Origin of the sequence: Streptomyces racemochromogenes, from assembly GCF_039535215.1 — a bacterium.
Lineage (GTDB): Bacteria > Actinomycetota > Actinomycetes > Streptomycetales > Streptomycetaceae > Streptomyces > Streptomyces racemochromogenes.
This window is the reverse complement of the sequence record NZ_BAAAWT010000001.1, coordinates 3779507-3806232: the sequence shown is the minus strand read 5'-3', so window position 1 is coordinate 3806232 and position 26726 is coordinate 3779507. Positions and strand designations below refer to the sequence as shown.

Annotated in this window: 21 protein-coding genes and 1 tRNA gene; 8 read left to right on the top strand and 14 right to left on the bottom strand. The window is 73.7% G+C overall.

Annotation, left to right across the window (positions count from 1 at the left end; genetic code table 11):
- The 7 genes from ABD973_RS17640 to serS all read left to right on the top strand — a co-directional run bounded on the left by ABD973_RS17640 (position 1) and on the right by serS (position 6850).
- Entirely contained in the window at positions 1-966 is a 966-nt protein-coding gene (locus ABD973_RS17640; RefSeq protein ID WP_345500814.1) for a T3SS effector HopA1 family protein, read from the top strand.
- Between the two features lie 135 nt (positions 967-1101).
- Positions 1102-1251, top strand: a complete 150-nt coding sequence (locus ABD973_RS17635; protein WP_007264905.1) for an LxmA leader domain family RiPP — start codon at positions 1102-1104, stop codon at positions 1249-1251.
- 83 nt (positions 1252-1334) lie between these two features.
- A complete protein-coding gene (locus tag ABD973_RS17630; RefSeq protein WP_345500812.1) occupies positions 1335-2624 on the top strand; it encodes a M16 family metallopeptidase in 1290 nt (429 codons plus the stop codon).
- A complete protein-coding gene (locus ABD973_RS17625) occupies positions 2621-3949 on the top strand; it encodes a M16 family metallopeptidase (protein WP_345500810.1) in 1329 nt (442 codons plus the stop codon). The genes ABD973_RS17630 and ABD973_RS17625 overlap by 4 nt, the downstream gene beginning before the upstream one ends.
- On the top strand, positions 3946-4554 hold the full coding sequence (locus ABD973_RS17620; RefSeq protein WP_125821551.1) for a flavoprotein: 609 nt from the start codon (positions 3946-3948) through the stop codon (positions 4552-4554). Before ABD973_RS17625 ends, ABD973_RS17620 begins: the two co-directional genes overlap by 4 nt.
- Entirely contained in the window at positions 4544-5458 is a 915-nt protein-coding gene (locus tag ABD973_RS17615; RefSeq protein ID WP_345500807.1) for a hypothetical protein, read from the top strand. The genes ABD973_RS17620 and ABD973_RS17615 overlap by 11 nt, the downstream gene beginning before the upstream one ends.
- Positions 5459-5557: 99 nt before the next feature.
- A complete protein-coding gene (serS, locus tag ABD973_RS17610) occupies positions 5558-6850 on the top strand; it encodes a serine--tRNA ligase (protein WP_125821553.1) in 1293 nt (430 codons plus the stop codon).
- Between the two features lie 113 nt (positions 6851-6963).
- Here serS and ABD973_RS17605 read toward each other — a convergent pair.
- From ABD973_RS17605 to bldG, 11 genes are all read right to left on the bottom strand, one after another.
- A tRNA-Thr gene (locus ABD973_RS17605) sits at positions 6964-7037 on the bottom strand.
- Between the two features lie 107 nt (positions 7038-7144).
- Positions 7145-8677, bottom strand: coding sequence for an alpha/beta hydrolase (locus ABD973_RS17600; protein WP_125821554.1), 1533 nt, complete (start codon positions 8675-8677; stop codon positions 7145-7147).
- A 185-nt stretch (positions 8678-8862) separates the two neighbouring features.
- Positions 8863-10074 (bottom strand): DNA polymerase III subunit delta', encoded by a 1212-nt coding sequence (locus ABD973_RS17595; protein WP_125821555.1) that lies wholly within the window; start codon positions 10072-10074, stop codon positions 8863-8865.
- Positions 10075-10178: 104 nt separating this feature from the next.
- Positions 10179-13463: a dTMP kinase gene (gene tmk, locus ABD973_RS17590; RefSeq protein ID WP_345500804.1), complete on the bottom strand. Its 3285-nt coding sequence runs from the start codon at positions 13461-13463 to the stop codon at positions 10179-10181.
- A gap of 275 nt (positions 13464-13738) precedes the next feature.
- The gene (topA, locus tag ABD973_RS17585) at positions 13739-16588 is read right to left on the bottom strand and encodes a type I DNA topoisomerase (RefSeq protein WP_345500802.1); all 2850 of its coding nucleotides are present in this window, start codon (positions 16586-16588) and stop codon (positions 13739-13741) included.
- A 275-nt stretch (positions 16589-16863) separates the two neighbouring features.
- Complete coding sequence (locus ABD973_RS17580; RefSeq protein ID WP_125821558.1) at positions 16864-17061, bottom strand: hypothetical protein; 198 nt, start codon at positions 17059-17061, stop codon at positions 16864-16866.
- Between the two features lie 126 nt (positions 17062-17187).
- Positions 17188-18702 (bottom strand): DUF7059 domain-containing protein, encoded by a 1515-nt coding sequence (locus ABD973_RS17575; protein ID WP_125602245.1) that lies wholly within the window; start codon positions 18700-18702, stop codon positions 17188-17190.
- A 155-nt stretch (positions 18703-18857) separates the two neighbouring features.
- Positions 18858-19421, bottom strand: a complete 564-nt coding sequence (locus ABD973_RS17570) for a small secreted protein (protein ID WP_125821560.1) — start codon at positions 19419-19421, stop codon at positions 18858-18860.
- Positions 19422-19594: 173 nt separating this feature from the next.
- Positions 19595-21997 (bottom strand): sodium-translocating pyrophosphatase, encoded by a 2403-nt coding sequence (locus ABD973_RS17565; protein WP_125821561.1) that lies wholly within the window; start codon positions 21995-21997, stop codon positions 19595-19597.
- Between the two features lie 277 nt (positions 21998-22274).
- A complete protein-coding gene (locus ABD973_RS17560; protein ID WP_125602253.1) occupies positions 22275-22715 on the bottom strand; it encodes an ATP-binding protein in 441 nt (146 codons plus the stop codon).
- A 103-nt stretch (positions 22716-22818) separates the two neighbouring features.
- The gene (bldG, locus tag ABD973_RS17555) at positions 22819-23160 is read right to left on the bottom strand and encodes an anti-sigma factor antagonist BldG (protein ID WP_007264942.1); all 342 of its coding nucleotides are present in this window, start codon (positions 23158-23160) and stop codon (positions 22819-22821) included.
- Between the two features lie 82 nt (positions 23161-23242).
- Between bldG and ABD973_RS17550 the strand changes: the two genes are divergently transcribed.
- Positions 23243-25690, top strand: a complete 2448-nt coding sequence (locus ABD973_RS17550) for a DEAD/DEAH box helicase (RefSeq protein ID WP_125821563.1) — start codon at positions 23243-23245, stop codon at positions 25688-25690.
- Here the strand turns inward: ABD973_RS17550 and ABD973_RS17545 are convergent.
- Genes ABD973_RS17545 through ABD973_RS17535 form a run of 3 tightly spaced genes read right to left on the bottom strand, consistent with a single transcriptional unit; the run spans position 25662 to position 26702 of the window.
- Positions 25662-26144 carry an Rv3654c family TadE-like protein gene (locus ABD973_RS17545; protein ID WP_345500798.1) on the bottom strand — a complete coding sequence of 161 codons (483 nt, stop codon included), beginning with the start codon at positions 26142-26144 and terminating at the stop codon, positions 25662-25664. The two genes, ABD973_RS17550 and ABD973_RS17545, sit on opposite strands and share 29 nt — an antisense overlap.
- Positions 26141-26518 (bottom strand): TadE family type IV pilus minor pilin, encoded by a 378-nt coding sequence (locus ABD973_RS17540; RefSeq protein WP_125821565.1) that lies wholly within the window; start codon positions 26516-26518, stop codon positions 26141-26143. Before ABD973_RS17540 ends, ABD973_RS17545 begins: the two co-directional genes overlap by 4 nt.
- Positions 26505-26702: a DUF4244 domain-containing protein gene (locus tag ABD973_RS17535; RefSeq protein ID WP_125595112.1), complete on the bottom strand. Its 198-nt coding sequence runs from the start codon at positions 26700-26702 to the stop codon at positions 26505-26507. Before ABD973_RS17535 ends, ABD973_RS17540 begins: the two co-directional genes overlap by 14 nt.
- Between the last annotated feature and the right edge of the window lie 24 nt (positions 26703-26726).

Here is a 26726-nt window from a genome sequence, read left to right as displayed (position 1 = left end):
ATGGACGCCTTCCCCCACCTCGCGGAACTCCTGTCGGACGTGCGCGTGCACCCCGGGATCCGCGGCGCCCGCGTCGGCGACCGCGACATCACCGCGGACACGGCCGGCCGGCTCCGCCAGAAGCTGATCACCGCGCTCTACGAGACGTTCCACGTGGGCCACGCCTTCGCCGAGGAGCGGCCCCGGACCTACCGGGACCCGCTGTTCGAGGAGCTGCTGGGCGCGGCCACGCCGCACGACACGACGATGGCCGCCGCCCGCCTCGACGGCGACGGCCTGGTGCTGGTCGACGGGGTGCGCGTACGCGTGCCCGAGCCGGACGTGGCGGGACCGCGGGTGCGGATGCCCGCCCGGCGCCCCGGCCTCTCACCGGGCTTCTTCCTCGTCGACGGCTCCCGCGGGCACTCGTCCCGGCGGCCGCTGCTGCGGGTGTACGTCCACCTGCGCACCCCGGAGGAGGCCGTCCGCACCTGGGGAGAGGTGCTGCGCGCGCTGGAGCGCGACGGGGTGCCCTACCGGGCCAAGGTGACCTCGTCCCGCCGGCTGTTCCCGCGCAGGGACGGGCTGGTGGTCTACCTGGGCGAGGACGCCTGGCACGGCGCCTCGGTCGTCGCGGACGCGGTACCGCGGCCCGACGCGCCCCGCCTGACGGCCCCCACCTCCTCCTTCGCCCAGGAACTGGCTCCCGGGATCGCCATCGCCTGGGAGCCCGAGGACACCCGGCCGGGCATGCGGGGGATGAGTTTCGGGCAGCACCGCGCCGCCGCCGTCGCGGACGCGCTGCTGGCGCACGCCGCCGGGTCCGGCCGCACCCTGGACGACTGCCTGCGGGAGCAGCTGACCGCCGCGAACATCGACCACGAGGCGTTGTACAGGAATGCGAATTCGCCCCGACTTCCCGAAGTCGCGCATTCGACTTCCCGAAGTCGCGCCATTCCGGAGCGGAATGGAGGGCAACCTTCCTAAGTCGCAGCCGAACCCCGTGACGCGGCCCACAGATTGATCTCCGGAGCTCCGGAAGATGATCTACTGAGAAACGTCAGAAGGGCGGGGCCCGAACGGGAAACCGCTCATCGAATTCTTTATCAAGGGGGAATCCACATGGACTCCATGGACCTCATCGCCGGTTACGCCGCCTACACCACGCCGGAGGAGCTCGCCGCTTCCGAGGCCACCGACGCGCCGGCCATCACCACCACGGTGACCTCGTCGGAGATCTGCATCACGATCACCGTCGGCTGGGGCTGCTGACCTTCAGCGCCGATCCGCCAGTGGCCCGGGCCCGTCCTTCGGACGCCGCCCGGGCCCCGGTCCGAAGAGGGAGTTCCCACGTCATGCCGGAGGACCTCGAATCCCCCTCCCGCTTCACCCTGCCCAACGGCCTGCGCGTCGTGCTGTGCCGACGGGGCACGGCCCCGCTCGCGGCCGTCTGCGTGCACTACGACGTGGGGTTCCGGTCCGAGCCGGAAGGGCGCAGCGGATTCGCCCACCTCTTCGAGCACCTGATGTTCCAGGGCAGCGAGAACGTCGGACGTTCCGAGCACTTCACGATCGTGCAGGGATCGGGCGGAACGGCCAACGGATCCACGCGCCAGGACTACACCGAGTACTACCAGATCGCTCCCGCGTCGGCCCTCGAAAGACTGCTCTTCCTCGAGGCGGACCGCATGCGGACGCTGCGGCTCACCCAGAATTCCCTTGACACCCAGCTGGCGGTGGTCAAGGAGGAAATAAAGCTCAACGTCCACGACCGCCCTTATGGCGGATTTCCCTGGACGAACCTCCCTTCGGTCCTCTTCCGGAAATTCTGCAACGCGCACAACGGCTACGGCGATTTCATCGATCTCGACCGCGCCACGCTGGAGGAGTGCGCCGCCTTCTTCGACGGCTACTACACGCCGTCCAACGCGGTGCTCACGATCGCCGGCGACATCGATCCGGCCCGGACCCTGGAATGGGTGACCCGGCACTTCGGCGACATCCCGGCACGGCCGGCGGCGGCCCCGCAGGACCTGGCCGAACCCTGGCCGTCCCGCCCCAGGACCGGCGACCACATCGACCCGCGCGCCCCGCTGTCCGCCACCGCCGTCGGCTACCGCCTGCCCGACCCGGTCGCCGGACGCGAGCGCTACCTCGGCCACATCGCCCTGGCCGCACTGCTGGGCGGCCCGTCCGGACGGCTTCGGCAGCAGGCCCTCGCCCGGGGCGTCGACCTCACGACCGCCACCGCCCAGTGCGGGTTCTTCGGCCCGTTCGACGCCCGCGACCCCGACACCTTCGTCGTGACGGCACGTCACCCCTCGAGCCGGCACCGGGAGGTCACCGGCGCCGTCACGGCCGCGCTGGAGGACCTCGCCGGACCGGGGCCCGACGACGCCGAGACGGCCGCCGCGATCGGCGGGACCGTCGCACGCTGGCACCGCCGGCACGACAACCTCCTCACCTTCGCGCGGGCCGTCGGAGCCTCGGCCCTGCTCCACGACGAGCCGTCGCTGCCGATGGACCTCCCCGGGCACCTGGAGGCCCTCGGCCCCGGCGCGGTGCGCGACGCGGCCGGGAGCCTGGCCGGCGGCGCACCCGCCGCACTCCTGGTCCACACGCGCGACGCCGGAGGAACACCGTGACGCGGCCCCTGCCCCCGCTCCACCCCGAGAAGCCCCTCGCCCTCCCCCGCGTGGCCGAGCGGCACCTGCCCTCCGGCCTGCGGATCTTCGCGGTGCCCAGGAAGGGCGCCCCGCTCGTCGAGGTCCGCGTCCTCGTCCCGCTGTCAGCCGGCGACCCCGTACGGTCGGCCGCGGCCGAGCTGCTCACGACGACGGCCTTCTCCGGGTCCGTACGGCTGGACGGCCGCGACGTCCCCTGGGACTCCGCCTTCACCACCGGCCGGCCGCAGGCGCAGCGCACGGCGGAGTGGCTGACGGTCGTCGGACACGTGCCCGCCGCCGGGCTCGACCGGATGCTCGCCATGACCGCCTCCTGGCTGGCCGCGCCCGCCGTCCCCGAGGACCGCCTCGCCCGCGAACGCGAGCGGCTGTCGCAGGCCCTGGCGATCCTCGACGCCCAGCCCCAGCGGATCGTGCTGCGCGAGCTCAACCGGGCCCGCTACGGAGACCTGCCGGTCTTCGGCGCGTGGCCGCCGGCCGCCACCGTGGCGGCACTCACCGCGGACGACGTGCTCGACACGCACCGCCGCTGCCTCTCGCTCCGCGAGGCCCGCGTGATCGTCGTCGGGGACATGGACGCCGACGCCACCGCCGACGCCGTGACCCGGGCCTTCGACGGCCTGCCCGCGGGCACCGCCGCACCCGTCCGCCCGGCGCCGGCCCCGGCCGGGCGCATGCGGCTGGTCGCGCGCCCCGGGGCCGCCCAGTCCCACGTGGCGCTGTCCGGCCGTTCCGTGCCCTTCGACGACCCCCGCTACCCCGCGCTCGCCGTGGCCAACGCGGTGTTCGCCGGGTACTTCTCCTCCCGGCTCGTGGCGAACGTCCGCGAGCGCCGGGGCCTGGCCTACCACACCCTGTCGCGCTTCGACCGCACCCTCGGCTCCCCGTCCACGGTGACCGACGTGGTCTGCGGGACGCCGTCGACCGGGCTGGTGGTGTCCGAGGTCCTCACCGAGCTGACGAGGCTGGTGGAGAGCCCGCCGACGCCGCGGGAGATCGACGGCGCCCGCACGTACCTCAGGGGCTCGCTGCTGACCGCCACCGCCTCCCAGTCGGACCTGGCCAGCCTCCTCGCCTCGCTGTGCTGCTGGGACGTGGGCACCGACTGGATCCAGCAGTACCCCCGGCAGCTCCTGGAGGTGACCGCGGACGAGGTCGCCGCGGCCTGCCGGGACTTCTTCGGCCCCGGCCCGCAGGCGGGCGTCGTCCTCGGCGACCCGGCGGCCGTAGGGCCGTCCCTGACCCGGTTCGGATTCGATTTCGAGGCAGCAGGAGAGCAGACGTGACCCACGAGGAAGTCCACGCCGGCGGCGTACCCGTCCCGGAGTTCGCCGCCGAACGGCTGCTCGTCGTCGCCACGGGCGCCGTCCACGCGGCCCACCTGCCCACCTGGGCCGGCTGGCTCCGGCTCGCCTACCCGCGCCTGGAGACCCGTATCGTCCTCACCCGCAGCGCCGAACGCTTCGTCAGCCGGGCCGCGCTGGCCGCCCTCGGCGGCGGCGAGGTGCTGCCCGACGTCTGGCCGGAGGAGGCCACGACCACCGCCCGGCACGTCGAACTCGCCCAGTGGGCGGATGCGGCGATCGTCTATCCGGCCACCATGAACTTCATCGCCCGCTTCGCCACCGGCATGGCGGACACCCCGGCCCTGCTCGCCCTGCAGTGCACCCGCGCCCCGATAGCGGTGGCCCCGGCGCTGCCTCCGGGCGGGCAGGACAACGTGACCCTGCAACACCACCTCACCTCCCTCGGAGCCCGCCCGAACGTGGTCGTCGTCCCCACCACCCCCGGCCGCAGCATCACCACCGGACGCGACGACGCCGCCGTGCCGCCGCCGCTGCCCGTGGTGATCGGCGCCCTGGCACGGAAGCGCGCGGCCCATGCCGGTTGAGGAATACGGCACGAGCCGGCTGCGCACCCGCGTCCTCACCGCCCCCGACGGCCGCTACCTCTGGCACCGGACGCACCTGACGGGCACGCCGCCGGACCGGACCGCCCACCGGCTCACCCCGTCCCCGAACGTCGCGGCCGCCACCTTCGACTGGGACACGGAGACCGAGACGGAGACGGCCTCCTACACCGCCCCCGGCGCCACGTCCCTGGCCCGCACCGTCTGGCCGCCGACCCCCGCCCCCGCGCCCTTCGCCCTGGGCCCGGTCATGGAAGCCGTCGCCCGCGCCCTCCGCGACATCGGCCGGCGCCCCCTCCCGCCCGGCACCACGGGCCCCCCGCCCGCCCTCGGCCGGCTCGGCCGGTGGCTGCGCACCGGCGCCGGGCCGGCGGGCGCGGTCCGGCTCCACCGCCTCTGTACGGACCGCCTGGGGCCCGCCCGGCTGGACACCCTCGCCCAGTGGTGCCGGGACGCCGCCCCGGGCGGCCCGGGCGACGTACTGCTGCACGGCGAACCGTCCCTGGGGCTCACGGTCCCCGCCCCGGACGGCAGCCACACGGTCCTGCTCACCGGCGAGACCCTGTCCCGCGGCCGGCCCGAACACGACGCGGGCTGGATCCTCGGCGAGCTCGCCGAGATGGCGGACGTGGCCGCCCGCAACCTCCCGGACCCGTCGGCGCCCTCGCCGTTCCGGCTCATGGCCGGAGCCTTCCTCACCGCCTACGGCGCCGCCCCGGACGACACCCTCCTGTGCCGCAGCGCCACCCTGCGCCGCACGGCACACCTGCTGGACTTCGCCGAGAACGTCGGCTGGAGCGCGGGCGTCAGCGCGTACGCCGACGCCCTGGCCGGCCTCACCGACGCCCCCCGCTCCGTACTGGCCCCGCTCACCCCGCCCGCGTAACGGCCACCTCCACGACATCGCGGGACGGTCCGCGGCCCGGGGTTGCTACCGTCGATCCGATCTCCCCACCCCGCTCGCCGGAGAAGAAGGATCTTCCTCATGCATGATGCCCGCGCCCTGATCGACATGGGTGCCGAAGCGGTTCGTCGGCTCGCTCGTCGCGGCTACACCCTGGACCTGTCCCGGCTGGAGGACCTCCAGTCCCGGCGCAACCAGGGCATCCGCTCCGCCGACGACCTGCGGGCGGAGTCCAAGCGGGTCGCGAGCGAGGTCCAGCAGACGGCCAGGGCGGGCGGCGACATCTCCGAGCTCAAGGAACGCGCCCGCGAGCTGAAGGACCGGATCCGGGACATCGAGGCCGAGCAGGAGCAGGTCCAGGAGGAGCTGCGCGAACTGCTGCTGACCATCCCCAACCTGCCCGACGACGCGGCTCCCGACGGCGACTCCGAGGAGTTCGCGGTGGAGGTCCGCCGCGTCGGCACCCCGCCGGAGTTCCCCTTCGAGCCGAAGGACCACGTCGACCTCGGCGAGGCCACCGGCATCCTCGACTTCGCCCGCGCCACGAAGCTCTCGGGCCCGCGCTTCGCGGTCTCCCGCGGCGCCGGCGCCGCCCTGGAGCGGGCCCTGGCCGCCCTCTTCCTCGACCTCCACACCCGCCGCCACGGGTACGTCGAGCACGCCGTCCCGTACCTGGTCACCCGCAAGACGATGACCGGCACCGGCCAGCTGCCGAAGTTCGAGGAGGACCTGTTCAAGACGGGCGTCGCCGACCGCGAGCTGTTCCTGATCCCGACGGCCGAGGTCCCCCTGACCAACCTCTACGCCGACGAGATCATCCCGCCGGCCGAACTGCCGCTGGCGCTGACCGCGCACACCCCGTGCTTCCGCTCCGAGGCCGGCTCCTACGGCCGCGACACCCGCGGCCTGATCCGCCAGCACCAGTTCGCCAAGGTGGAGATCGTCAAGATCGTCGACCCGGAGACGGCGGACGCCGAGCTGGAGACGATGGTCGGCCACGCCGAGGCGTGCCTGCGCGAACTCGGCCTCGCCTACCGCGTCGTCCGGCTGGCCGCGGGTGACACGGGCTTCTCCGCGCAGCTCACGTACGACATCGAGGTCTGGATCCCGAGCCAGAAGACCTACCGGGAGATCTCCTCGGTCTCCAGCTTCGGCACCTTCCAGGCCCGCCGCGCGAACATCCGCACCCGCGGCGCGGACGGCAAGCCCAAGCCCGTCGCCACCCTCAACGGCTCCGGCCTCCCCATCGGCCGCACCCTGGCCGCACTCCTGGAACAGTGCCAGCAGGAGGACGGCTCCCTGGTCCTGCCCGAATCCCTCGTCCCCTACCTCGGCTTCCGCCACATCACGCCGAACGGCACCCCGGAGTCCTAGCCCACCGGCCCCAGGGCACCCACCCTGGGGCCACCCCGGCCACCGCCGAGGAGCCCGGCTTCCGGGCATGAAAAAGCCCCAGGTCACGGCGAGTGAGTCCTGGGGCTGATCCGAGCCGCCTTCGGGATTCGAACCCGAGACCTACGCATTACGAGTGCGTTGCTCTGGCCAACTGAGCTAAGGCGGCACCGCTGGGAAGACAAGGCTTTTCCCCGGGGGGAAGGCTCTCATCAGCAGCGGCGCCAAGTCTACAGGGTCAATCGGGGTGCCCCGAACCGGGTGGGCGGGCGGCCGTCAGCAGCGTTTGGCGTCCGCCGGGGGCTGGCCCTCGAGCAGGTATCGGTTGATCGCGGTGTCGACGCAGTCGCTGCCCCGGCCGTACGCGGTGTGGCCGTCGCCGTCGTACGTGAGGAGCGTGCCCGACTCCAGCTGGCCGGCCAGGGCCTGGGCCCACTTGTACGGGGTCGCCGGGTCGCGGGTCGTGCCGACCACCACGATCGGGGCCGCGCCGGCCGCCTTCAGGGGCTTCGCCGCGCCCGTGGCCTTCACCGGCCAGTACGCGCAGTTCAGGGAGGCCCAGGCCAGGCCCGCGCCGAAGACCGGGGAGGCCTTCTCGAAGGAGGGCAGCGCGGCGTCCACCGCCTCGGGGCCGCTGAAGGCGGCCGGCTGGTCCAGGCAGTTCACGGCCGCGTTGGCGTACATCAGGTTCGCGTACGAGCCGTCCGACTCGCGCTCGTAGTAGCTGTCGGCGAGGGCCAGCAGGCCGGCGCCGTCGCCGTCCATCGCGGCCGTGAGCGCCTCGCGCAGCTGCGGCCAGGCGCTCTCGTCGTACAGCGCCGCGATCACGCCGGTCGTCGCGAGGGCCTCGCCCAGCGGGCGGGCCGGGTCGCCCGACGGGACCGGCTGGGCGTCGACCTTGCGGAAGAACTCCTTCAGGCGCTGTGCCACCGCGTCCGGGCCGCCCTGGCCGAGCGGGCAGCCGGCCTGCTTCGCGCAGTCCTTCGCGAAGGAGCGGAAGGCGGTCTCGAAGCCCGCCGTCTGGTCGCGGTTCAGGTCGAGGGACGACCGGGACGGGTCCATGGCACCGTCCAGGACCATCCGGCCCACACGGGCCGGGAAGAGGTCCGCGTACGTGGCGCCGAGGAAGGTTCCGTACGAGGCCCCGACGTAGTTCAGCTTCTCGTCGCCGAGGACCGCGCGGAGCATGTCCATGTCCCGGGCGGCGTCCACCGTCGAGACGTGCGGCAGCACCCGCCGGGAGCGGGTCTCGCAGCCCGCCGCGAACTCCTTGAACGCGGCCACCAGCTTCGCCCGCTCCGCCGGATCGTCCGGGGTCTGGTCCACCTGGGTGAAGCGGTCCATCGCCGGCCCGGTCAGACACTCCACCGGGCTGCTGCGGGCCACGCCGCGCGGGTCGTAGGAGACCATGTCGTACTGGGCGCGCACGGCGGCCGGGTAGCCGATGCCCGCGTACGCCTGGAGGTAGCCGATGCCGGAACCGCCGGGGCCGCCCGGGTTGACCAGCAGGGAGCCCAGCCGCTTGCCCGGGCCGGTGGCCGCCCTGCGGGCCACGGCGAGCTCGACGTCCTGCCCGGAGCCGGGGTCCGCGTAGTCGAGCGGCGCCTTCAGGGTGGAGCACTGGAAGCCGGGGACACCGCAGTCGCGCCAGCTCAGCTTCTGGTCGTAGTACGGGCGCAGGGCGTCCGGGACCGCGGTGGGCTCGGCCGAGGCCGCCGCCCCGGGCCCCCCGGTGGTGCACCCGGAGACCAGCAGCCCGGCGGCTGCGATCACGGTTCCGGCGGTACGCAGCAGGCGCCTGGTGTCCATGCGGCGAGCCTACGTGCTGCCGGCCGCCCCCGTCGGGCGCGCCGGAGCCCGGACGGGAGCGCGGGCGGCCGCACCGACCCGGCGCCTTCCGGGCGCCTTCCGGGCGCGCGGCGCGTACCGGGGTCCCGCGGCGCTCCGCCCGGGACCGCTCGTACGGGTGAAGCGGCCGGGCTCCGCGCGGAAGGTCAGCCCGCGCGGAGCGCCATCGTCATGGCCTCCACGGCGAGCAGCGGCGCCACGTTCCGGTCGAGGGCCTGCCGGCAGGCGATGACCGCCTCGATGCGGCGCAGTGTGCGCTCGGGGCGCGAGGCGCGGGCGATCCGGTCGAGGTCCGGCCGTATGTCCTCGTTGGCGATGGCCACCGCCGAGCCGAGCTGGAGGGCCAGCACGTCCCGGTAGAAGCCGGTGAGGTCGGTCAGGGCGAGGTCGAGGCTGTCGCGCTGCGTCCTGGTGCGGCGGCGCTTCTGGCGGTCCTCCAGCTCCTTCATCACCCCGGCGGTGCCGCGCGGCAGCCTGCCGCCGGCACCCGCTCCGGCGCCGAGCGCGGCCCTCAGCTCCTCGGTCTCCTTGGTGTCGATCTCCTCCGCGACCTGCTTGGCGTCCTCGGAGGCGGCGTCGACCAGCTCCTGCGCGGCCTTGAGGCAGCCGCCCACGTCATCCACCCGCAGCGGGAGCTTGAGGACGGCGGTGCGCCGGGCCCTGGCGGCCTCGTCGGTGGCGAGCCTGCGGGCCCGGTCGATGTGGCCCTGCGTCGCGCGGGCGGCCGCCGCCGCGGCGGCCGGCTCCACGCCGTCCCGGCGGACCAGGACGTCGGCCACCGCCGCCACCGACGGGGTGGTCAGGGTCAGGTGCCGGCAGCGGGAGCGGATCGTGGGCAGCACGTCCTCCAGGGAGGGCGCGCACAGCAGCCAGACCGTCCGCGGAGCGGGCTCCTCCACGGCCTTCAGGAGGACGTTGCCCGCGCCCTCGGTCAGCCGGTCGGCGTCTTCCAGGACGATGACCTGCCAGCGCCCGACCGCCGGCGACAGCTGGGCCCGGCGGACCAGGTCGCGGGTCTCCTTCACACCGATGGACAGCAGGTCGGTGCGCACGATCTCCACGTCGGCGTGGGTCCCGGCCATGCTGGTGTGGCAGCCGTCGCAGAAACCGCAGCCCGGTTCACCGCCGAGGGCGCGGTCCGGGCTGACGCACTGCAGGGCCGCCGCGAAGGCGCGGGCGGCGGTGGCCCGGCCGGAGCCGGGCGGGCCGGTGAACAGCCAGGCGTGCGTCATCTTCGACGCGGGGGGCGGCGGGGTGCCCCGCTCGGCGGCCGTGACCAGGGCGTCGGCGTCGCGAGCCGCGGCGGCCAGCTGCGCCTGCACGCGATCCTGACCCACCAGGTCTTCCCACACGGGCATGCCGCCCACCGCCTTTCACTCTCCGTCGACACTGCCTGCTCACATTGTGGCGCCCGCCACTGACAGTCCCCGCCCGCGGTCACTCTCCGTGGACGGGGCCGCCGTCAGCGGCGGCGGCGCGGCCTGCCCCGGCCGTCGGCCTCGTCCTGGCCGTCCTCGTCGTCCCGGCGCGGGCCCAGCAGCTCGTCCGCCAGGGTCGGCAGGTCGTCCATCGGGGTCGCCTCGGCCCAGTCGGACGGGGCCCGCCGCGGACGGCCGTCCTCACCGACGACGGGGAGCTCGCGGGTCACGTCGTTCCCCGAGTCCCGGAAGATGCCCGGCGGCACCCGGTCGGCCGGGGCCTCCTGCGAGTGGGGCTCCGTCGGCCGCTCCGCCGGACGGGCCCGCCCGGACGGGGCCTGCCGGGGCTCGTCCTCCGCGGAACCCTCCGGGCGCACGGGCGGCAGTACGGCCGTCTCGTCCAGGGGGCGCGGAGCGCGCGGGTCGATCTTGGGCACCGGAACGGTCTGCGTCACGTCGTCGGGCTGCACGAACCGGCGGACCACCGGCGTCTCGACCGTGACGGCGTCGTCCGGCAGCGGCTCCTTGCGCATGTCGACCCTCGGCGCGGACGGCCCGGCGGACTCCGCCGGGGCCGGCACGGCCGCTGCACGGGCCTGAGCCTCCGCCCGGGCCTGAGCCTGCGCCTGGGCCTGCGCCTGCGCCCGCGCCCGCGCCTCGGCAGCGGCACGCGCCTCGGCGGCCGCCTGGGCCTCGGCCGCGGCCTGAGCCTGCGCGGCCCGGGTCGCCTGCTCGGCGGCCGCGGCGGCGGCAGAGGCCTCCGCCAGCCGGCGCGCCTCCTCCGCCCGCAGCAGGGCCTCCTCGGCGCGCCGCTGCTTCTCCAGGCGCCGCTCCTCGGCCTCGGCCCGCAGCCGGGCCTCCTCCGCCTCCTGGAGCCGGATCCGCTCCCGCTCGGCGGCGCGTGCCTTCTCCTCCGCCTCGGCACGCAGCCGCTCGGCCTCGGCCCGGGCCCGGGCCTCCTCCTCGGCCCTCAGCCGCTCCTCCTCGGCGCGGCGGGCCGCCTCGGCCTCGGCGCGCAGCCGGGCCTCCTCGGCCTCCCGGGCCAGGCGGGCCTCCTCCTCGGCCTTCAGCCGGGCTTCCTCGGCCTTGCGCGCGGCCTCCTCCTCGGCCCTGCGCCGGGCCTCCTCCTCCGCGAGCCGGCGGGCCTCGATCTGCGCGGCCACCTCGGCCTCGGAGAGCGGGAGCATCCGGTCCAGGCGGTGGAGCAGGACGGTGGTCACCGAGCCCGGGTCCTGCCCGGCGTCGACCACGAGGTAGCGCCCGGGGTCGGCGGCGGCCAGCGTCAGGAAACCGGCCCGCACCCGCTGGTGGAACTCGGTCGGCTCGGACTCCAGCCGGTCGGGCGCCTCCGTGAACCGCTCCCGGGCGGTCTCCGGGGACACGTCGAGCAGCACGGTCAGGTTCGGCACGAGACCGCCGGTGGCCCAGCGGGAGATACGGGCGATCTCGGTCGGGGACAGGTCGCGCCCGGCACCCTGGTAGGCCACCGAGGAGTCGATGTAGCGGTCGGTGATGACCACCGCGCCCCGCTCCAGGGCGGGCCGGACCAGGGAGTCCACGTGCTCGGCGCGGTCGGCGGCGTACAGCAGGGCCTCGGCGCGGTTCGACAGACCGGCGGAGGAGATGTCGAGCAGGATCGAGCGGAGCCGCTTGCCGACCGGGGTGGCACCGGGCTCGCGCGTCACGACGACCTCGTGGCCCTTGCCCCGTATCCATTCGGCCAGCGCCTGCACCTGGGTGGACTTGCCGGCCCCGTCGCCGCCCTCCAGGGCGATGAAGAACCCGGTCGTGGGCGGGGCCTGGAGGGGCTCCCCGCCGCGCAGCGCCTCGCGCAGGTCGCGGCGCAGTGGCACCCCGCGCCGGTCGTCGGCCTTGACCAGGACCACCACCGCGACGGGCAGCAGCAGCACGCCGGCCAGCATCAGCGCGTAGCCGGCGCCGCCGTACCAGGGGCCGGACGGCCCGCCGACGCGGTGCGGGCCGATCGCCGCGGCCACCAGCGGGGCGGCGACCGCGCCGAGGGCGACCGCCACCCGGACCACGGCCTGCAGGTGCTCGGTGACCCGGCCCCGGCGGAACTCCTCGGTCTCCTGGTCGAGCAGGGTGTGCCCGGTGTTGGCCGCCACGCCCGCGGCGGTGCCGGCGAGCAGCGCCAGGAACAGCACGGTGGCCGTGTCGGAGACCAGCCCGGACAGCAGCAGCGCCAGCCCGGCGACGGCGACGGCCAGGGCCAGCAGCCGGCGCCGCGACAGCGCGGGCAGCACCTTGCCGGCCTGCGCGGCGCGGATCCCCAGCGCGGTACCGCCGACGAGGGCGAGCACCAGCAGGGCGTACGCGGACGGGCCGCCGCCCAGGTCGAAGGCGTGCAGCACGGAGACGGACGCGGCGAAGGCGACAGCCCCCGCGACGGCGGCGCAGGCCGTCACGAGCAGCCGGAGCGCGCCCGTACGGCCCTTCTCGGGCTTCTCCCCCGCCCGCGGGGCCCGCAGGCCCTCCAGCGGGGAACGCGGCCTCGGGGTCTTCACGGCGGGCAGCGTCAGCGGCACCAGCAGCGAGAGGGACGCGGCGAACAGGCCGGCGGCCACGTACGAGCCCAGCGCCGCCTGGTTCGCGGCGAACCAGTCCACGCCCAGGGCCAGCGCCCGCCCTATCAGGGTCGCGGCGAGCAACGCGGCGGCCGCCACGGGCATCGCCGCGAAGGCGGTGCGCAGCGAGAGCCGCCGCAGCGCGTCGAGGTGGTCGGGCAGGGGCCGTACGGTCGCCCCCTCCGGGGGCGGCGCGGGCAGCAGCGCGGGCGCGGCGCTCTCCTTGGCCAGCGTCCACACCCGCTCGGCACCGCCGGAGACGAACACGGTGGCCAGCAGCGCGATCGTGGCCTGCGCGGGGATCCAGTCGAGCCACAGCGGTGCGACGACGAACAGCCCGATCCGCAGCCCGTCGGCACCGACCATCGTCCAGCGGCGGTCGAGCTTGCCTCCAGGAGCGGTGAGCTGGGCCAGGGGGCCGAGCAGGACCGCGCCGAACAGGACGGTGGCGAGGAAGCGCACGGCGAAGACGGCGGCGACGGCGAAGGCCCCGCCCCGGTAGCCGCCGCCGAACAGCCCCTCGGCGCCGGCGGTGACGGCCGCCTGGAGGGTCAGCAGGACCAGCACCAGCAGGGCGAGGGCGTCACCGATGCCGCTCACCAGCTGCGCGCTCCACAGCCGGCGCAGCCCGGGTGTGCGCAGCAGGGCGCGCACCGCTCGCTCGCGGGAGTCCGCGGCCAGGGCTTCGTCGTAGGTGGGGTTATCGGAGTCGGTCACGACCGTCGGCTGCTCGGCTCGCGTCATCCGCCCAGCCTATCCGCTGCGCTTGGCCGTTGCGGGGGCCTGTGGACGACGCCGGGTGTGACCCGCCACCCACCTCCCGGGGCCGCTGCGCGGGCCGGGTCCCCTACCCGCCCTTCCACCGTTCCCAGGGGCTCCGCCCCTGACCCCGATACCGGACGCTCCGCGCCCGTTTGAGGCGCCGGGGTCTGGGGGCGGAGCCCCCGGGGAACGGGCGAAGGGCGGGGCGGGGAGCAGCGCCGCGCAGCGGTACCCCCGCCCCACCCCGGCGGCTTCGGCTACTCGTCCGCCGGGGCGGACGCCGCGGCCTTCTTCGCGGCCGCCGCCGTCGTCTTCTTCGCCGCCGTCGTCTTCTTGGCGGCAGCCGTCGTCTTCTTGGCCGCCGCCGTCTTCGTGGCGGCCGCCGTCTTCGTGGCGGCCGCCTTCTTCGCCGGCGCCTTCTTGGCGGGAGCCTTCTTGGCGGGAGCCTTCTTCGCGGTCTTCTTCGCCGGCCCCTTGGCCCGCTTCTCCGCGAGCAGCTCGTAGCCCCGCTCCGGCGTGATCGTCTCGACGTCGTCGTCCCGCCGCAGCGTCGCGTTCGTCTCGCCGTCCGTCACGTACGGGCCGAAGCGGCCGTCCTTGACCACCACCGGCTTCTCGCTCACCGGGTCCGTGCCCAGTTCCTTCAGCGGCGGCTTGGCCGCGGCCCGGCCCCGCTGCTTCGGCTGGGCGTAGATCGCCAGGGCTTCGTCCAGGGTGATCGAGAACAGCTGGTCCTCGGTCTCCAGGGAGCGCGAGTCCGTGCCCTTCTTCAGGTACGGGCCGTAGCGGCCGTTCTGGGCGGTGATCTCCACGCCCTCCGCGTCCGTGCCGACGACGCGCGGCAGCGACATCAGCTTCAGGGCGTCGTCGAGGGTGACGGTGTCCAGGGACATCGTCTTGAACAGCGAGGCCGTCCGCGGCTTGACCGCGTTCTTGCCGGTCTTCGGCGTGCCCTCGGGCAGGATCTCCGTCACGTACGGCCCGTAGCGGCCGTCCTTGGCGACGATCTGGTTGCCGCTGACCGGGTCGGCGCCCAGCTGGAACTCGCCGCTCGGCTTCGCGAACAGCTCCTGCGCGTACTCGACCGTCAGCTCGTCCGGGGCCAGGTCGTCCGGCACGTCGGCCCGCTGGTGGCCCTCCGCGTCCTTCTCCCCGCGCTCCACGTACGGGCCGTAGCGGCCCACGCGCAGCACGATCCCGTCGCCGACGGGGAAGGAGGAGATCTCCCGGGCGTCGATCGCGCCGAGGTCCGTGACCAGCTCCTTCAGGCCGCCGAGGTGGTCGCCGTCGGCCGGTACGACCTCGGAGGCGTCCTCGGAGCCGAAGTAGAACCGCTTCAGCCACGGCACGGACTGGGCCTCGCCCCGCGCGATGCGGTCGAGGTCGTCCTCCATCTTGGCGGTGAAGTCGTAGTCGACGAGCCGGCCGAAGTGGGTCTCCAACAGGTTCACCACGGCGAACGACAGGAAGGACGGGACGAGGGCCGTGCCCTTCTTGAAGACGTAGCCGCGGTCGAGGATCGTGCCGATGATCGACGCGTACGTCGACGGGCGGCCGATCTCGCGCTCCTCCAGCTCCTTGACCAGCGAGGCCTCGGTGTAGCGGGCCGGCGGCTTGGTGGAGTGGCCGTCGGCCGTGATCTCCTCGGCCGTCAGCGCGTCGCCCTCCGCGACCTGCGGCAGCCGCCGCTCGCGGTCGTCGAGCTCGGCGTTCGGGTCGTCCGCGCCCTCGACGTACGCCTTCATGAAGCCGTGGAAGGTGATCGTCTTGCCGGAGGCGCTGAACTCGGCGTCCCGACCGTCCGAGGCCCGGCCGCCGATCTTCACGGTCACCGAGTTGCCGGTCGCGTCCTTCATCTGGGAGGCGACGGTCCGCTTCCAGATGAGCTCGTACAGGCGGAACTGGTCGCCGGTAAGACCCGTCTCGGCGGGGGTGCGGAAACGATCACCCGAAGGCCGGATCGCCTCGTGCGCCTCCTGCGCGTTCTTGACCTTGCCCGCGTAGACGCGCGGCTTCTCCGGCAGGTAGTCGGCCCCGTAGAGCTGCGTGACCTGCGCCCGCGCCGCCGCCACCGCGGTGTCGGAGAGCGTGGTGGAGTCCGTACGCATGTACGTGATGAAGCCGTTCTCGTACAGCTTCTGCGCCACCTGCATCGTCGCCTTCGCACCGAAGCCCAGCTTGCGCGAGGCCTCCTGCTGGAGCGTCGTCGTACGGAAGGGGGCGTACGGGGAGCGGCGGTACGGCTTGGACTCGACCGAGCGGACGGCGAACGAGGTCTCGGCCAGCGCGGCGGCAAGGGCCCGGGCGTTCGCCTCGTCGAGGTGCAGCACCTCGCTCTTGAGCTGCCCGTTCGAGCCGAAGTCGCGGCCCTGCGCGACGCGCTTGCCGTCCACCGTGTTCAGGCGGGCGACCAGGGTCGACGGGTCGGAGGCGTCACCGGCGCGGCCGGTGGAGAAGGTTCCGGTCAGGTCCCAGTACTCGGCGGAGCGGAAGGCGATGCGCTCGCGCTCCCGCTCGACGACGAGGCGGGTGGCCACGGACTGGACGCGGCCGGCCGACAGCCGCGGCATGACCTTCTTCCACAGGACCGGCGAGACCTCGTAGCCGTAGAGGCGGTCGAGGATGCGGCGGGTCTCCTGGGCGTCGACCATGCGCTGGTTCAGCTCGCGCGGGTTGGCGACGGCGTCGCGGATCGCGTCCTTGGTGATCTCGTGGAAGACCATCCGGTGGACGGGGACCTTGGGCTTGAGGACTTCCTGCAGGTGCCACGCGATGGCTTCGCCCTCGCGGTCCTCATCGGTGGCGAGGAAGAGTTCGTCGGACTCGGCGAGCAGGTCCTTGAGCTTCCTGACCTGCGCCTTCTTGTCCGCGTTGACCACGTAGATCGGCGCGAAGTCGTGCTCGACGTCCACGCCGAGGCGGCGGACCTCGCCGGTGTACTTGTCGGGGACCTCGGCGGCCCCGTTCGGGAGGTCGCGGATGTGCCCGACGCTCGCCTCGACGACGTATCCCGGGCCGAGGTAGCCCTTGATCGTCTTCGCCTTGGCAGGGGACTCGACGATGACGAGTCGGCGGCCGCCCTTTGCGGTCTCGCTAGTCGGGGACAACTTGGCTCTTCTCTCCAGTCGGCACGGTCGGCACTCGGTCGCGGTACGGCGACGCTGCGGAGTGTGACGGTACAACCCGCCCCCGTGTCAAACGGCACAAGCCCGCAACGGCCACTCGAACGGTAACCCGACAAGTGCCGTTTCTGCCGCCCGGATGCCGCGCCGGGCCCCTCCCGGTCACCGGCCAGGGTGGCTCGGGGGCCGTCTGGCCCCGCCCCCGCACCGCTCGCGACGTCGGGTTTCTCACCCGGGGCGGACCGCCTCCGGGGGCCGCTTCAGATGTGCTGGAGGCACCAGATACCGAGGGCCAGCGAGCCCGCTCCGGCCAGTACGGCCAGCGGTACGGCCACGACGGGGCGCACGCCTTCGGCCACCGGCGCCCGGTGCCAGGCGCGCGCCCCCGTCCAGACCAGCAGAGCGGCCCCGAACAGCAGGAACACGGCTGCCGCGAAGATCGCCGGACCGCGTTCCATGCCGTTCCCCCTTTTCCCCCGGGCCGCTCGGGCGTCCCCCCGGATCGCCCGCTGCGGGGGAGCCTGCCACCCGAGGGGGTACGGCAGGCGAACCCCGGGTTACATCACGGCGCCGACCGCCGCCGGCTACTGGGCAGGGCCCTGCACGGGCTCCAGGAACCCCTGCTCGACCAGCATCCGGATCGCCTCCGGGGTCCGGTCCCGCAGGACAACCGGGTCCTCCTCCACCAGCTGTGCGATCGCGTCCAGGATCCGGCCCGCGCTGAGTGAGCCGTCGCACACCCCGGCGAAGCCCGCGCCGACCGTGTCCACCTTGGTGGCGCGGCGCATCCCCCGGTTCTGCCGGAGCACCACGTGCTCCGGGTCCTCCGCGCCCGGCGCGCCGACCTGCTCCTGCACGACCTCGGCGGTCAGCTGGAAGTACCCCGCCAGCAGGGCCGCGTCGTCGTGGTCGCGCAGGTAGTCCTGGCGGGCGAAGTGCGCGAGGACCGTCTCGCCGAGCGGCTGCTCCACCGAGTGCGGCCACTCCTCCACCACGATCGAGGGCTCGGCCGCGTCCGTACGGCGCAGGGTGATCCAGCCGAAGCCCACCGCCTTGGTCTTGCGGGCCTCGAACTCGTCGAGCCAGTCCTCGTACCTGGCCGCGTACTCGGCCGGATCCGTGCGGTGGTCGCCCGCGTCGCGCAGCCACAGCTCCGCGTACTGCGTCACGTCCTGCACGTCACGCTGCACGATCCACGCGTCGCAGCCGTGCGGCACCCAGGAGCGGACCCGGTCGCGCCAGTCCTCCCCCTCCACGTGCTGCCAGTTGCCGAGGAACTGCGCGTACCCGCCCGGGTTGAGGTGGTCCCCGGCCTGCTGGACCAGGGTGCGGCACAGGTCGTCGCCGCCCATGCCGCCGTCCCGGTACGTGAGCCGCGCGCCGGGCGAGATCACGAAGGGCGGGTTCGACACGATCAGGTCGTACGCGGCGTCGCCCACGGGCTCGAACAGCGAACCCGCGAGCAGTTCGGCCTCCGGCGCCCCGGAGAGCGCCAGCGTCAGACGGGTGAATTCCAGGGCGCGCGGGTTGACGTCGGTGGCCGTGACCCGGGTGGCGTGCTGGGCGGCGTGCAGCGCCTGGATGCCGGAGCCGGTGCCGAGGTCGAGGGCGGAGCCGACGGCGATGGGCACGGTGATCCCGGCCAGGGTGGTGGAGGCGCCGCCGACGCCGAGCACGACGCCCTCCTCGCGGCTGCCGATCCCCCCGGCGCCGCCGACGGCGCAGCCGAGGTCGGAGACGATGAACCAGTCCTCGCCGTCGGGGCCGCCGTACGGGCGCACGTCGACGGTCGCGTGCACCTCGTCGCCCTCCCGGCGCAGCCAGCCGTCGGCGATGGCGCCCTCCACGGGCATCACGGCGGCGGTGTGCACGTACGGCTCCGGCTGCTGGAGCAGGAACAGCCGGATCAGGCTCGCGAGCCCGCCGTCCTCCGCTCCGCGGGTGGCGCGCAGGGCGGGGACCGTCTCGCTGCGGGCCAGCGCCGCGTAGGCGGGGGCGCCGAGCAGGTCGAGCAGTCCGTCGGCGGTGAACCCGGCGGCGAGGAACGCCTCGCGGAGTTCGGCGGCGTGGTCGGGCTTGGGGAGGCTGGTGGTACTCACCGGACCATTGTGGCCGCTGGGGTCGGTATTCCGTACGAGCCCCGGCGGCGGGCCCCCGGAACGCCGCGGGTGGCCCGATCCGGTCGGGATCCCGGCCGCCCGTCGCGCCCCCCGCCGCGCGGGGGTGCGCGGGGCGGGCGGCGCACAGCGCGCGCTCAGCTCTTCCCGGGCGTCGCGACCTGGCAGCCCTTCTGGCTGTAGATCACCTTGAGGCCGGTCGACTTGAGCTTCTCCTTGGCGGCCGTCTCGTTGGCCGCGACCTCGGTGAGCCCGCCGGCGACGCCCTGGAGGCCGTCCGCGAACTTGCTCTGGTCCTTGGGGTCGAGTCCGTCGATCTTCGTCTTGAGGTCGGTGTACCTCTTGGAGATCTCGTCGTAGCTCTTGACCACGGAATCCGCCGCGGACTTGCCGTCCTTGACGGGCGGTTCACCGGCCGACGTCAGGGCGCCGCCCATGGACTTGTAGGCGTCGGAGAGGTTCTGGAAGGCCGCCGAGTCGGTCTTCTGGACCTCCTCGGGCTTGGTGCTCGTGGACGCGACCCGCTTCAGCTCGTCGTTGGTCGTCTTGATCTTGGTGAGCTCGGGCTCCCACTTGTCGCAGACCTTCTTGGCCCAGGCGCCGGCCTTGTTGTCGCCGTCGTCGTCCCCGCCGCCGCAGCCGGACAGGACGAGCATCAGTACCGCACCGCCGGACACCGCGGCCGCAAGCTTCTTGTTCACCGGATTGGTCCCTTCGAAGGCTCTCGGCCGGAAGATACACGTCCGCCATCAGGGCTCGCACAAAGGCGGACAGACGGCGCGTCAGTCCGCGCCGCCCGTCCGCCGTTCGGGCGCATCTTCGAGCCGGCCGGCCCACAGGGGCCTCCGAGGCCGGCCTCAGGGACCCTGGAGCGTCAGGAGACCACCGCCGGATCGGCCGGCTGGGCCACCCGCTCGGCGTTGGCGCTGCCGCCGTCCTCGCCGACGGCGATGCCGCGGCGCTTGGAGACGTACACCGCGGCGACGATCACCGTGAGCGCGATCACCGCGACGACGGCCCGGACGATGGCGCTGGTGTCCGGTCCGTAGCTGAACTGCACGACCGCGGGGGCGATCAGCAGGGCCACCAGGTTCATGACCTTCAGCAGCGGGTTGATGGCCGGGCCCGCGGTGTCCTTGAACGGGTCGCCGACGGTGTCGCCGATGACGACCGCGGCGTGGGCCTCGCTGCCCTTGCCGCCGTGGTGGCCGTCCTCGACGAGCTTCTTCGCGTTGTCCCACGCGCCTCCGGAGTTGGCGAGGAAGACCGCCATCAGCGTGCCGGTGCCGATGGCGCCGGCCAGGAAGGAGCCGAGCGCGCCGACGCCGAGGGTGAAGCCGACCGCGATCGGGGTGAGCACGGCGAGCAGACCGGGCGTGGCGAGCTCGCGCAGCGCGTCCTTGGTGCAGATGTCGACGACGCGGCCGTACTCGGGCTTCTCCGAGTAGTCCATGATCCCGGGGTGCTCGCGGAACTGGCGGCGCACCTCGTAGACGACGGCGCCCGCGGAGCGGGAGACGGCGTTGATGGCCAGGCCCGAGAACAGGAACACCACGGCCGCGCCGAGGAGGAGGCCGACCAGGTTGTTGGGCTGGGCGATGTCGAGGCTGAGGTTCATCTCGCCGGCCTTGGCGCCGACTTCCTTGACCGCGTTGGTGATGGCGTCGTTGTACGAGCCGAAGAGCGCGGCCGCGGCCAGCACGGCGGTGGCGATGGCGATGCCCTTGGTGATGGCCTTGGTGGTGTTGCCGACCGCGTCCAGGTCGGTGAGGACCTGGGCGCCGGCGCCCTCGACGTCGCCGGACATCTCGGCGATGCCCTGGGCGTTGTCGGAGACGGGGCCGAAGGTGTCCATCGCGACGATGACGCCGACGGTGGTCAGCAGGCCGGTGCCGGCCAGGGCCACCGCGAAGAGCGCCAGCATGATCGACGTGCCGCCGAGCAGGAAGGCGCCGTAGACGCCGAGACCGATCAGGAGCGCCGTGTAGACGGCGGACTCCAGGCCGACGGAGATGCCGGCGAGGACCACGGTGGCGGGGCCGGTCAGCGAGGACTTGCCGATGTCCCGGACGGGACGGCGGGTGGTCTCGGTGAAGTAGCCGGTCAGCTGCTGGATCAGCGCCGCGAGCACGATGCCGATGGCGACGGCGACCACGGCCAGGACGCGCGGGTCCCCGCTGTGGTTGGAGATGGCGGCGTCCTCGACGCCGACGAGCTCCTTGTAGGTGGCCGGCAGGTAGCTGTAGACGGCGACGGCCACGAGCGCGAGGGAGATCACGGCGGAGATGAAGAAGCCGCGGTTGATCGCGGTCATCCCGCTGCGGTCGGCGCGGCGCGGGGCGACCGCGAAGATGCCGATCATCGCGGTGATCACGCCGATGGCGGGCACGATCAGCGGGAAGGCGAGGCCCAGGTCGCCGAAGGCGGCCTTGCCGAGGATGAGCGCGGCCACGAGGGTGACGGCGTAGGACTCGAAGAGGTCGGCCGCCATCCCCGCGCAGTCGCCGACGTTGTCGCCCACATTGTCGGCGATGGTCGCGGCATTGCGCGGATCGTCCTCCGGAATGCCCTGCTCGACCTTGCCGACCAGGTCGGCGCCGACGTCGGCGGCCTTGGTGAAGATGCCGCCGCCCACGCGCATGAACATCGCGATCAGGGCGGCGCCCAGGCCGAAGCCCTCCAGGACCTTGGGGGCGTCGGCGGCGTAGACCAGGACGACGCAGGACGCGCCGAACAGGCCCAGACCGACCGTGAACATGCCGACCACGCCACCGGTACGGAAGGCGATCTTCATGGCCTTGTGGGCCACCTCGGTCAGGTCCTTGGCGGGTTCGCCCTCGGCGGGGGTGGCCTCGCGGGCGGCCGCGGCGACGCGGACGTTGGCGCGGACCGCGAGGCGCATGCCGATGTAGCCGGTGACGGCCGAGAAGATGGCGCCGACGAGGAAGAAGGCGGAACGTCCGGCCCGCTGCGACCAGTCGTCGGCGGGGAGCAGGAAGAGCAGGAAGAAGACCACCACGGCGAAGACGCCGAGGGTGCGCAACTGGCGGCCCAGGTAGGCGTTGGCGCCCTCCTGCACGGCCGCCGCGATGCTCTTCATGCTGTCGGTGCCCTCGTCGGCGGAGAGGACCTGGCGGACCAGGATCTGCGCGACGACGAGCGCGGCCAGCGCGACGCCCGCGATGACGAACACGATGACCCTGTTGTCATCGGTGAGTACTGCGGCTGCCAGATCATGGGCGTGATCCGGCGCGATAGGGGTGAAGAGCCCCGTCATTCGTCCTCCTTGACGTGATGAGCTCAAGATGTGGACGGATTGTAGGGAGCGCGACCTGATCAAAACAGTGGGCGTGGAACGGAATTGGCGCGCTCTTGCTCCTCACCAATAGATCACGTCACTCCATTACCCCCGAAAGAGGTAATGGGGCAAAGGCATTGACGGTCGATCAGCGATCTAGAAGTTTTCCCGGGAAAACGAAAAAGGCCCTGCTCAGCAGGGCCTTGGTAAAGATCCGAGGAATTTCCGAAGATCGGAAAATAGGGTGAGGGGGGTGTTACGGAAGATCGGCAGCGCCGGCGACGGGCCAGCTCATGCGGATCGTTCCGCCCGATTCACCACTGGTCACCGAGACGTCGTCGACGAGCCCGCTGATCACCGCGAGCCCCATCTCGTCCTCCTCGTCCGCGTCCGGGTCGAGGACGGCGGCGATCCCCGGCACCGACTCCGCGGAACCGCCGGCCGGCCCGGGCACCTCGTCGCCGACCTCGATGGAGAACGACTTCTCCTCCTCGGTCAGCACGACGCGCACGGGCGCGGTCAGGCCGTTGCTGCGGTGCAGTCCGACGGCACGCGAACAGGCCTCGCCCACGGCGAGGCGGACCTCGTCGAGGACGGCCTCCTCCACCCCCGCCCGGCGCGCCACGGCGGCCGCGACGAGGCGGGCCGTCCTGACGTGTTCGGGCTGGGCGCTGAAGCGCAGTTCAACGGTGGCCATGTGCGTCCCCCTCGGACTACGGGCGTGCCTTCACAGGGGCCCGGACCAACCGTGGCCCGGTACCCCCGCTCCTCGACGGCTCCTCGGTGTCGGGAGCCTTACGTCAGTCGGTGGCCTGGACGGCGTCCTCCACCGAGGTGTGGATCGGGAACACCTTGGTCAGACCGGTGATCCGGAAGATCTTCAGGATGCGCTCCTGGTTGCAGACCAGACGCAGCGAGCCCTCGTGCGCGCGCACGCGCTTGAGGCCTCCCACGAGCACACCGAGGCCGGTGGAGTCGAGGAAGTCCACTCGCTCCATGTCGACGACCAGGTGGTAACTGCCGTCGTTCACCAACTCCACCAACTGCTCGCGCAGCTTGGGCGCGGTATACACATCAATCTCGCCACCGACCTCTACGACCGTGCGGTCGCCGACAGTGCGAGTCGACAGGGACAGGTCCACGGATCCTCCAGCACCTTGCTATCGAGCGGCGCCCCCCAGGGGCCTCCCCACCCGAAGGTAGGGGAGGGGATCGGCTGCCGCGATGGCATTCAATCACTTACCGGCAGGCGCGCACGACGCCTTGGGACCATTGTCCCGCACGCCAGTGACACACTCGGTTCCAATGGCCAACACTCACCGCCCCGGTCCGCCCACGGCACCCGCCGATCCACGACCCGCTCCCGGCACGGTCCTGGACCGCCTGTCACGGGGGCCTTCCCGGGCTGCGCGCATCACCCATACGGAGCACTTGCCCCCTCGGGAGGGCCGTCATGCGGTCTGGCCCCATCGCATCCGAACGGATGTCGTAGCCGCGATCCGGGACGCGGGGATCGACCATCCGTGGGAACACCAGGCCGCGGCCGCCGAGCACGCCCTGGACGGCGAGTCCGTGGTCGTCGCCACCGGCACCGCCTCCGGCAAGTCCCTGGCCTACCTGGCCCCCGTGCTGTCCGCCCTCGCGGACGGCGCCCAGGCGCCGAACGGGCGGGGTGCGACCGCCCTCTACCTGGCTCCCACCAAGGCTCTGGCCGCCGACCAGCGGCGGGCCGTCCGGGAGCTGTCCGCACCCCTGGGCAACGCCGTGCGCCCGGCCGTGTACGACGGGGACACCCCCGTCGAGGAACGCGAATGGGTGCGCCAGTACGCCAACTACGTGCTGACCAACCCCGACATGCTGCACCGGGGGATCCTGCCCTCCCACCCCCGCTGGTCCTCCTTCCTGAAGGCCCTGCGCTACGTCGTCATCGACGAGTGCCACACCTACCGCGGCGTGTTCGGCTCCCACGTCGCCCAGGTCCTGCGGCGGCTGCGCCGACTGTGCGCCCGCTACGGTTCCGAACCGGTCTTCCTGCTGGCCTCCGCCACCGCCAGCGACCCCGCGGCCGCCGCGTCCCGGCTGACCGGCGTGCCGGTGACCGAGATCACTGACGACGCCTCCCCGCGCGGCGAGGTCGTCTTCGCCCTGTGGGAGCCGCCGCTGACCGAGCTCAAGGGCGAGAAGGGCGCCCCGGTACGCCGGACCGCGACCGCCGAGACCGCCGACCTGCTGACCGACCTGGTCGTCCAGGGCGTGCGGACCGTGGCCTTCGTCCGCTCCCGGCGCGGAGCCGAGCTGATCGCGGTGATCGCCCAGGAGCGGCTCGCGGCGGTGGACCGGTCCCTGCCCGGGCGGGTCGCCGCCTACCGCGGCGGCTACCTGCCCGAGGAGCGCCGGGCCCTGGAGCGGGCCCTGCACTCCGGGGAGCTGCTGGGACTGGCCGCGACCACCGCCCTGGAGCTGGGCGTCGACGTGTCCGGCCTGGACGCCGTGCTGATCACCGGCTACCCGGGCACCCGGGCCTCGCTGTGGCAGCAGGCCGGGCGCGCCGGACGCTCGGGGCAGGGCGCCCTGGCCATCCTGGTCGCCCGGGACGACCCGCTGGACACCTACCTGGTCCACCACCCCGAGGCCCTGTTCCGCCAGCCGGTGGAAGCCACCGTGCTGGACCCCGACAACCCGTACGTCCTGGCCCCGCACCTGTGCGCGGCCGCCGCCGAGCTACCGCTGACCGAGGCCGACCTGGACCTCTTCGGCCCCGCCTCGCGCGGCCTCATGCCCCAGCTGGAGGCGGCGAAGCTGCTGCGGCGGCGGGCCACGGCCTGGCACTGGACCCGCCGGGAGCGGGCCTCGGACCTGACCGACATCCGCGGCGGCGGGGGCCGCCCGGTGCAGATCGTGGAGGCCTCCACCGGCCGGCTGCTGGGCACCGTCGACGAGGCCGCCTCGCACACCGCCGTCCACGACGGTGCCGTCCACCTCCACCAGGGCCGCACCTACCTGGTGAAACACCTGGACCTGGAGGACTCCGCCGCCCTGGTCGAGGAGGCGAACCCGCCCTTCTCCACCACCGCCCGCGACACCACCTCCATCTCCGTCCTGGAGACCGAGACCGAGGTCCCCTGGGGCGCGGCCCGGCTCTGCTTCGGCTCCGTCGAGGTCACCAACCAGGTCGTCTCCTACCTGCGCCGCAAGCTGGTCACCGGCGAGGTGCTCGGCGAGGCCAAGCTCGACCTGCCGCCGCGCACCCTGCGCACCCGGGCCGTGTGGTGGACGGTGACCGAGGAGCAGCTGGACGAGGCCCGGATCGCCCCGGAGATCCTCGGCGGCGCCCTGCACGCCGCCGAGCACGCCTCCATCGGCCTGCTCCCGCTGTTCGCCACCTGCGACCGCTGGGACATCGGCGGGGTCTCCGTCCCGCTGCATCCGGACACCCTGCTGCCCACGGTCTTCGTGTACGACGGCCACCCGGGCGGCGCCGGCTTCGCCGAGCGGGGTTTCCAGACGGCGAGGGCCTGGCTGACCGCCACCCGGGACGCCATCGCCGCCTGCGAGTGCGAGGCGGGCTGCCCCTCCTGCATCCAGTCCCCCAAATGCGGCAACGGCAACGACCCCCTCCACAAACGCGGCGCCGTACGCCTGCTCACCCGCCTCCTCTCCCCGGCCCCCTGACCCCCGTCCGGCCCACCTCCCCGGCGGCCCCCTGACCCCCGCGAGCGGCAGGCCCCGGGGCGTCGGGCCCGGGCGGGGCGGGCTCCGCGGGGGCGGCCGCGGGTGGCCCCGCGCGGGCGGCGGCCTCGGGGGTGAAGGGGCCGGCCCGGACGCCCGCCCGGACCTCGGCGACCTCACCGCCGACCTCGCAGGCGGCCACCACCGCCCCCTGGGCCCCGGCCACCCGCCGGGCCGCCGCACAGGCCCGCTCGGGGCCGTGCGCCCAGCTCGCGGCCGCTGCCAGGGCCGCCAGGTCGGCCGCGGCGCCGGCCCGGTGGCGGGCCACCACCGCCTGCCCGAGCAGCAGCACGCCCCCGAACACGGCCACCAGCACCGCCGCCACCACGGTGGCCCACACCGTCGCGACCCCGCGGTCCCGCCCGGCACCCCGCCGCCGGCGCCGACACCCGCTCATGACGGCGGCCCCACGCTGTCCTCCGCCAGGGCCACCGCCCGCGCCCCCAGCCGTACCGGCAGGCCGCCCGGCCCCGGTGCCGGGGCGGCCACCCGGACCCGCCACAGGTCGCCGGACCGCTCCACCTCCACCTCGGCCCCAGCCGGAGCGGCCTCCCGGGCCGCCGCCACCGCCGCCGCCACCGGCTCGGACCGGGCCGCCACCCGGGCACCAGCCCGGGCGGCGTCCACACACCGGATCTGCGCGGCCGCCGCCATCAGCGCCCACACCAGCAGCGCCGCGAACAGCACCAGGGCCGGAATGACCACAGCGGCCTCGGCCGTCACATATCCGCGGTCCCCGATTCCCGGCCGCTTTCGCTCAGAAGGGCGCATCGAGCGCCTTCCCGATCGTCGACTGGAGTGCCGCCGACACCACGTCGCTCGTCACCACCTTGTACAGGACCGCCGCGAACGCGCAGGCCGCGATGGTGCCCATGGCGTATTCCGAAGTCGACATTCCCGCATCACCCCCACGCCCCTTCAGCACCGCCCGCAACCGATTCCGGATGATCCTCATGACAACCTCCTGTGGGATTACGTT

Bases quoted from the DNA above. Each gene is read 5' to 3' on its own strand.
- ABD973_RS17540 (WP_125821565.1), bottom strand. From the start codon at position 26,518: ATGCGCCCTTCTGAGCGAAAGCGGCCGGGAATCGGGGACCGCGGATAT.
- serS (WP_125821553.1), top strand. From the start codon at position 5,558: ATGCATGATGCCCGCGCCCTGATCGACATGGGTGCCGAAGCGGTTCGT.
- ABD973_RS17565 (WP_125821561.1), bottom strand. From the start codon at position 21,997: ATGACGGGGCTCTTCACCCCTATCGCGCCGGATCACGCCCATGATCTG.
- ABD973_RS17600 (WP_125821554.1), bottom strand. From the start codon at position 8,677: ATGGACACCAGGCGCCTGCTGCGTACCGCCGGAACCGTGATCGCAGCC.
- ABD973_RS17560 (WP_125602253.1), bottom strand. From the start codon at position 22,715: ATGGCCACCGTTGAACTGCGCTTCAGCGCCCAGCCCGAACACGTCAGG.
- ABD973_RS17615 (WP_345500807.1), top strand. From the start codon at position 4,544: ATGCCGGTTGAGGAATACGGCACGAGCCGGCTGCGCACCCGCGTCCTC.
- ABD973_RS17595 (WP_125821555.1), bottom strand. From the start codon at position 10,074: ATGCCCGTGTGGGAAGACCTGGTGGGTCAGGATCGCGTGCAGGCGCAG.
- tmk (WP_345500804.1), bottom strand. From the start codon at position 13,463: ATGACGCGAGCCGAGCAGCCGACGGTCGTGACCGACTCCGATAACCCC.
- ABD973_RS17640 (WP_345500814.1), top strand. From the start codon at position 1: ATGGACGCCTTCCCCCACCTCGCGGAACTCCTGTCGGACGTGCGCGTG.
- ABD973_RS17635 (WP_007264905.1), top strand. From the start codon at position 1,102: ATGGACTCCATGGACCTCATCGCCGGTTACGCCGCCTACACCACGCCG.
- ABD973_RS17580 (WP_125821558.1), bottom strand. From the start codon at position 17,061: ATGGAACGCGGTCCGGCGATCTTCGCGGCAGCCGTGTTCCTGCTGTTC.
- ABD973_RS17630 (WP_345500812.1), top strand. From the start codon at position 1,335: ATGCCGGAGGACCTCGAATCCCCCTCCCGCTTCACCCTGCCCAACGGC.
- ABD973_RS17545 (WP_345500798.1), bottom strand. From the start codon at position 26,144: ATGAGCGGGTGTCGGCGCCGGCGGCGGGGTGCCGGGCGGGACCGCGGG.
- ABD973_RS17550 (WP_125821563.1), top strand. From the start codon at position 23,243: ATGGCATTCAATCACTTACCGGCAGGCGCGCACGACGCCTTGGGACCA.
- ABD973_RS17535 (WP_125595112.1), bottom strand. From the start codon at position 26,702: ATGAGGATCATCCGGAATCGGTTGCGGGCGGTGCTGAAGGGGCGTGGG.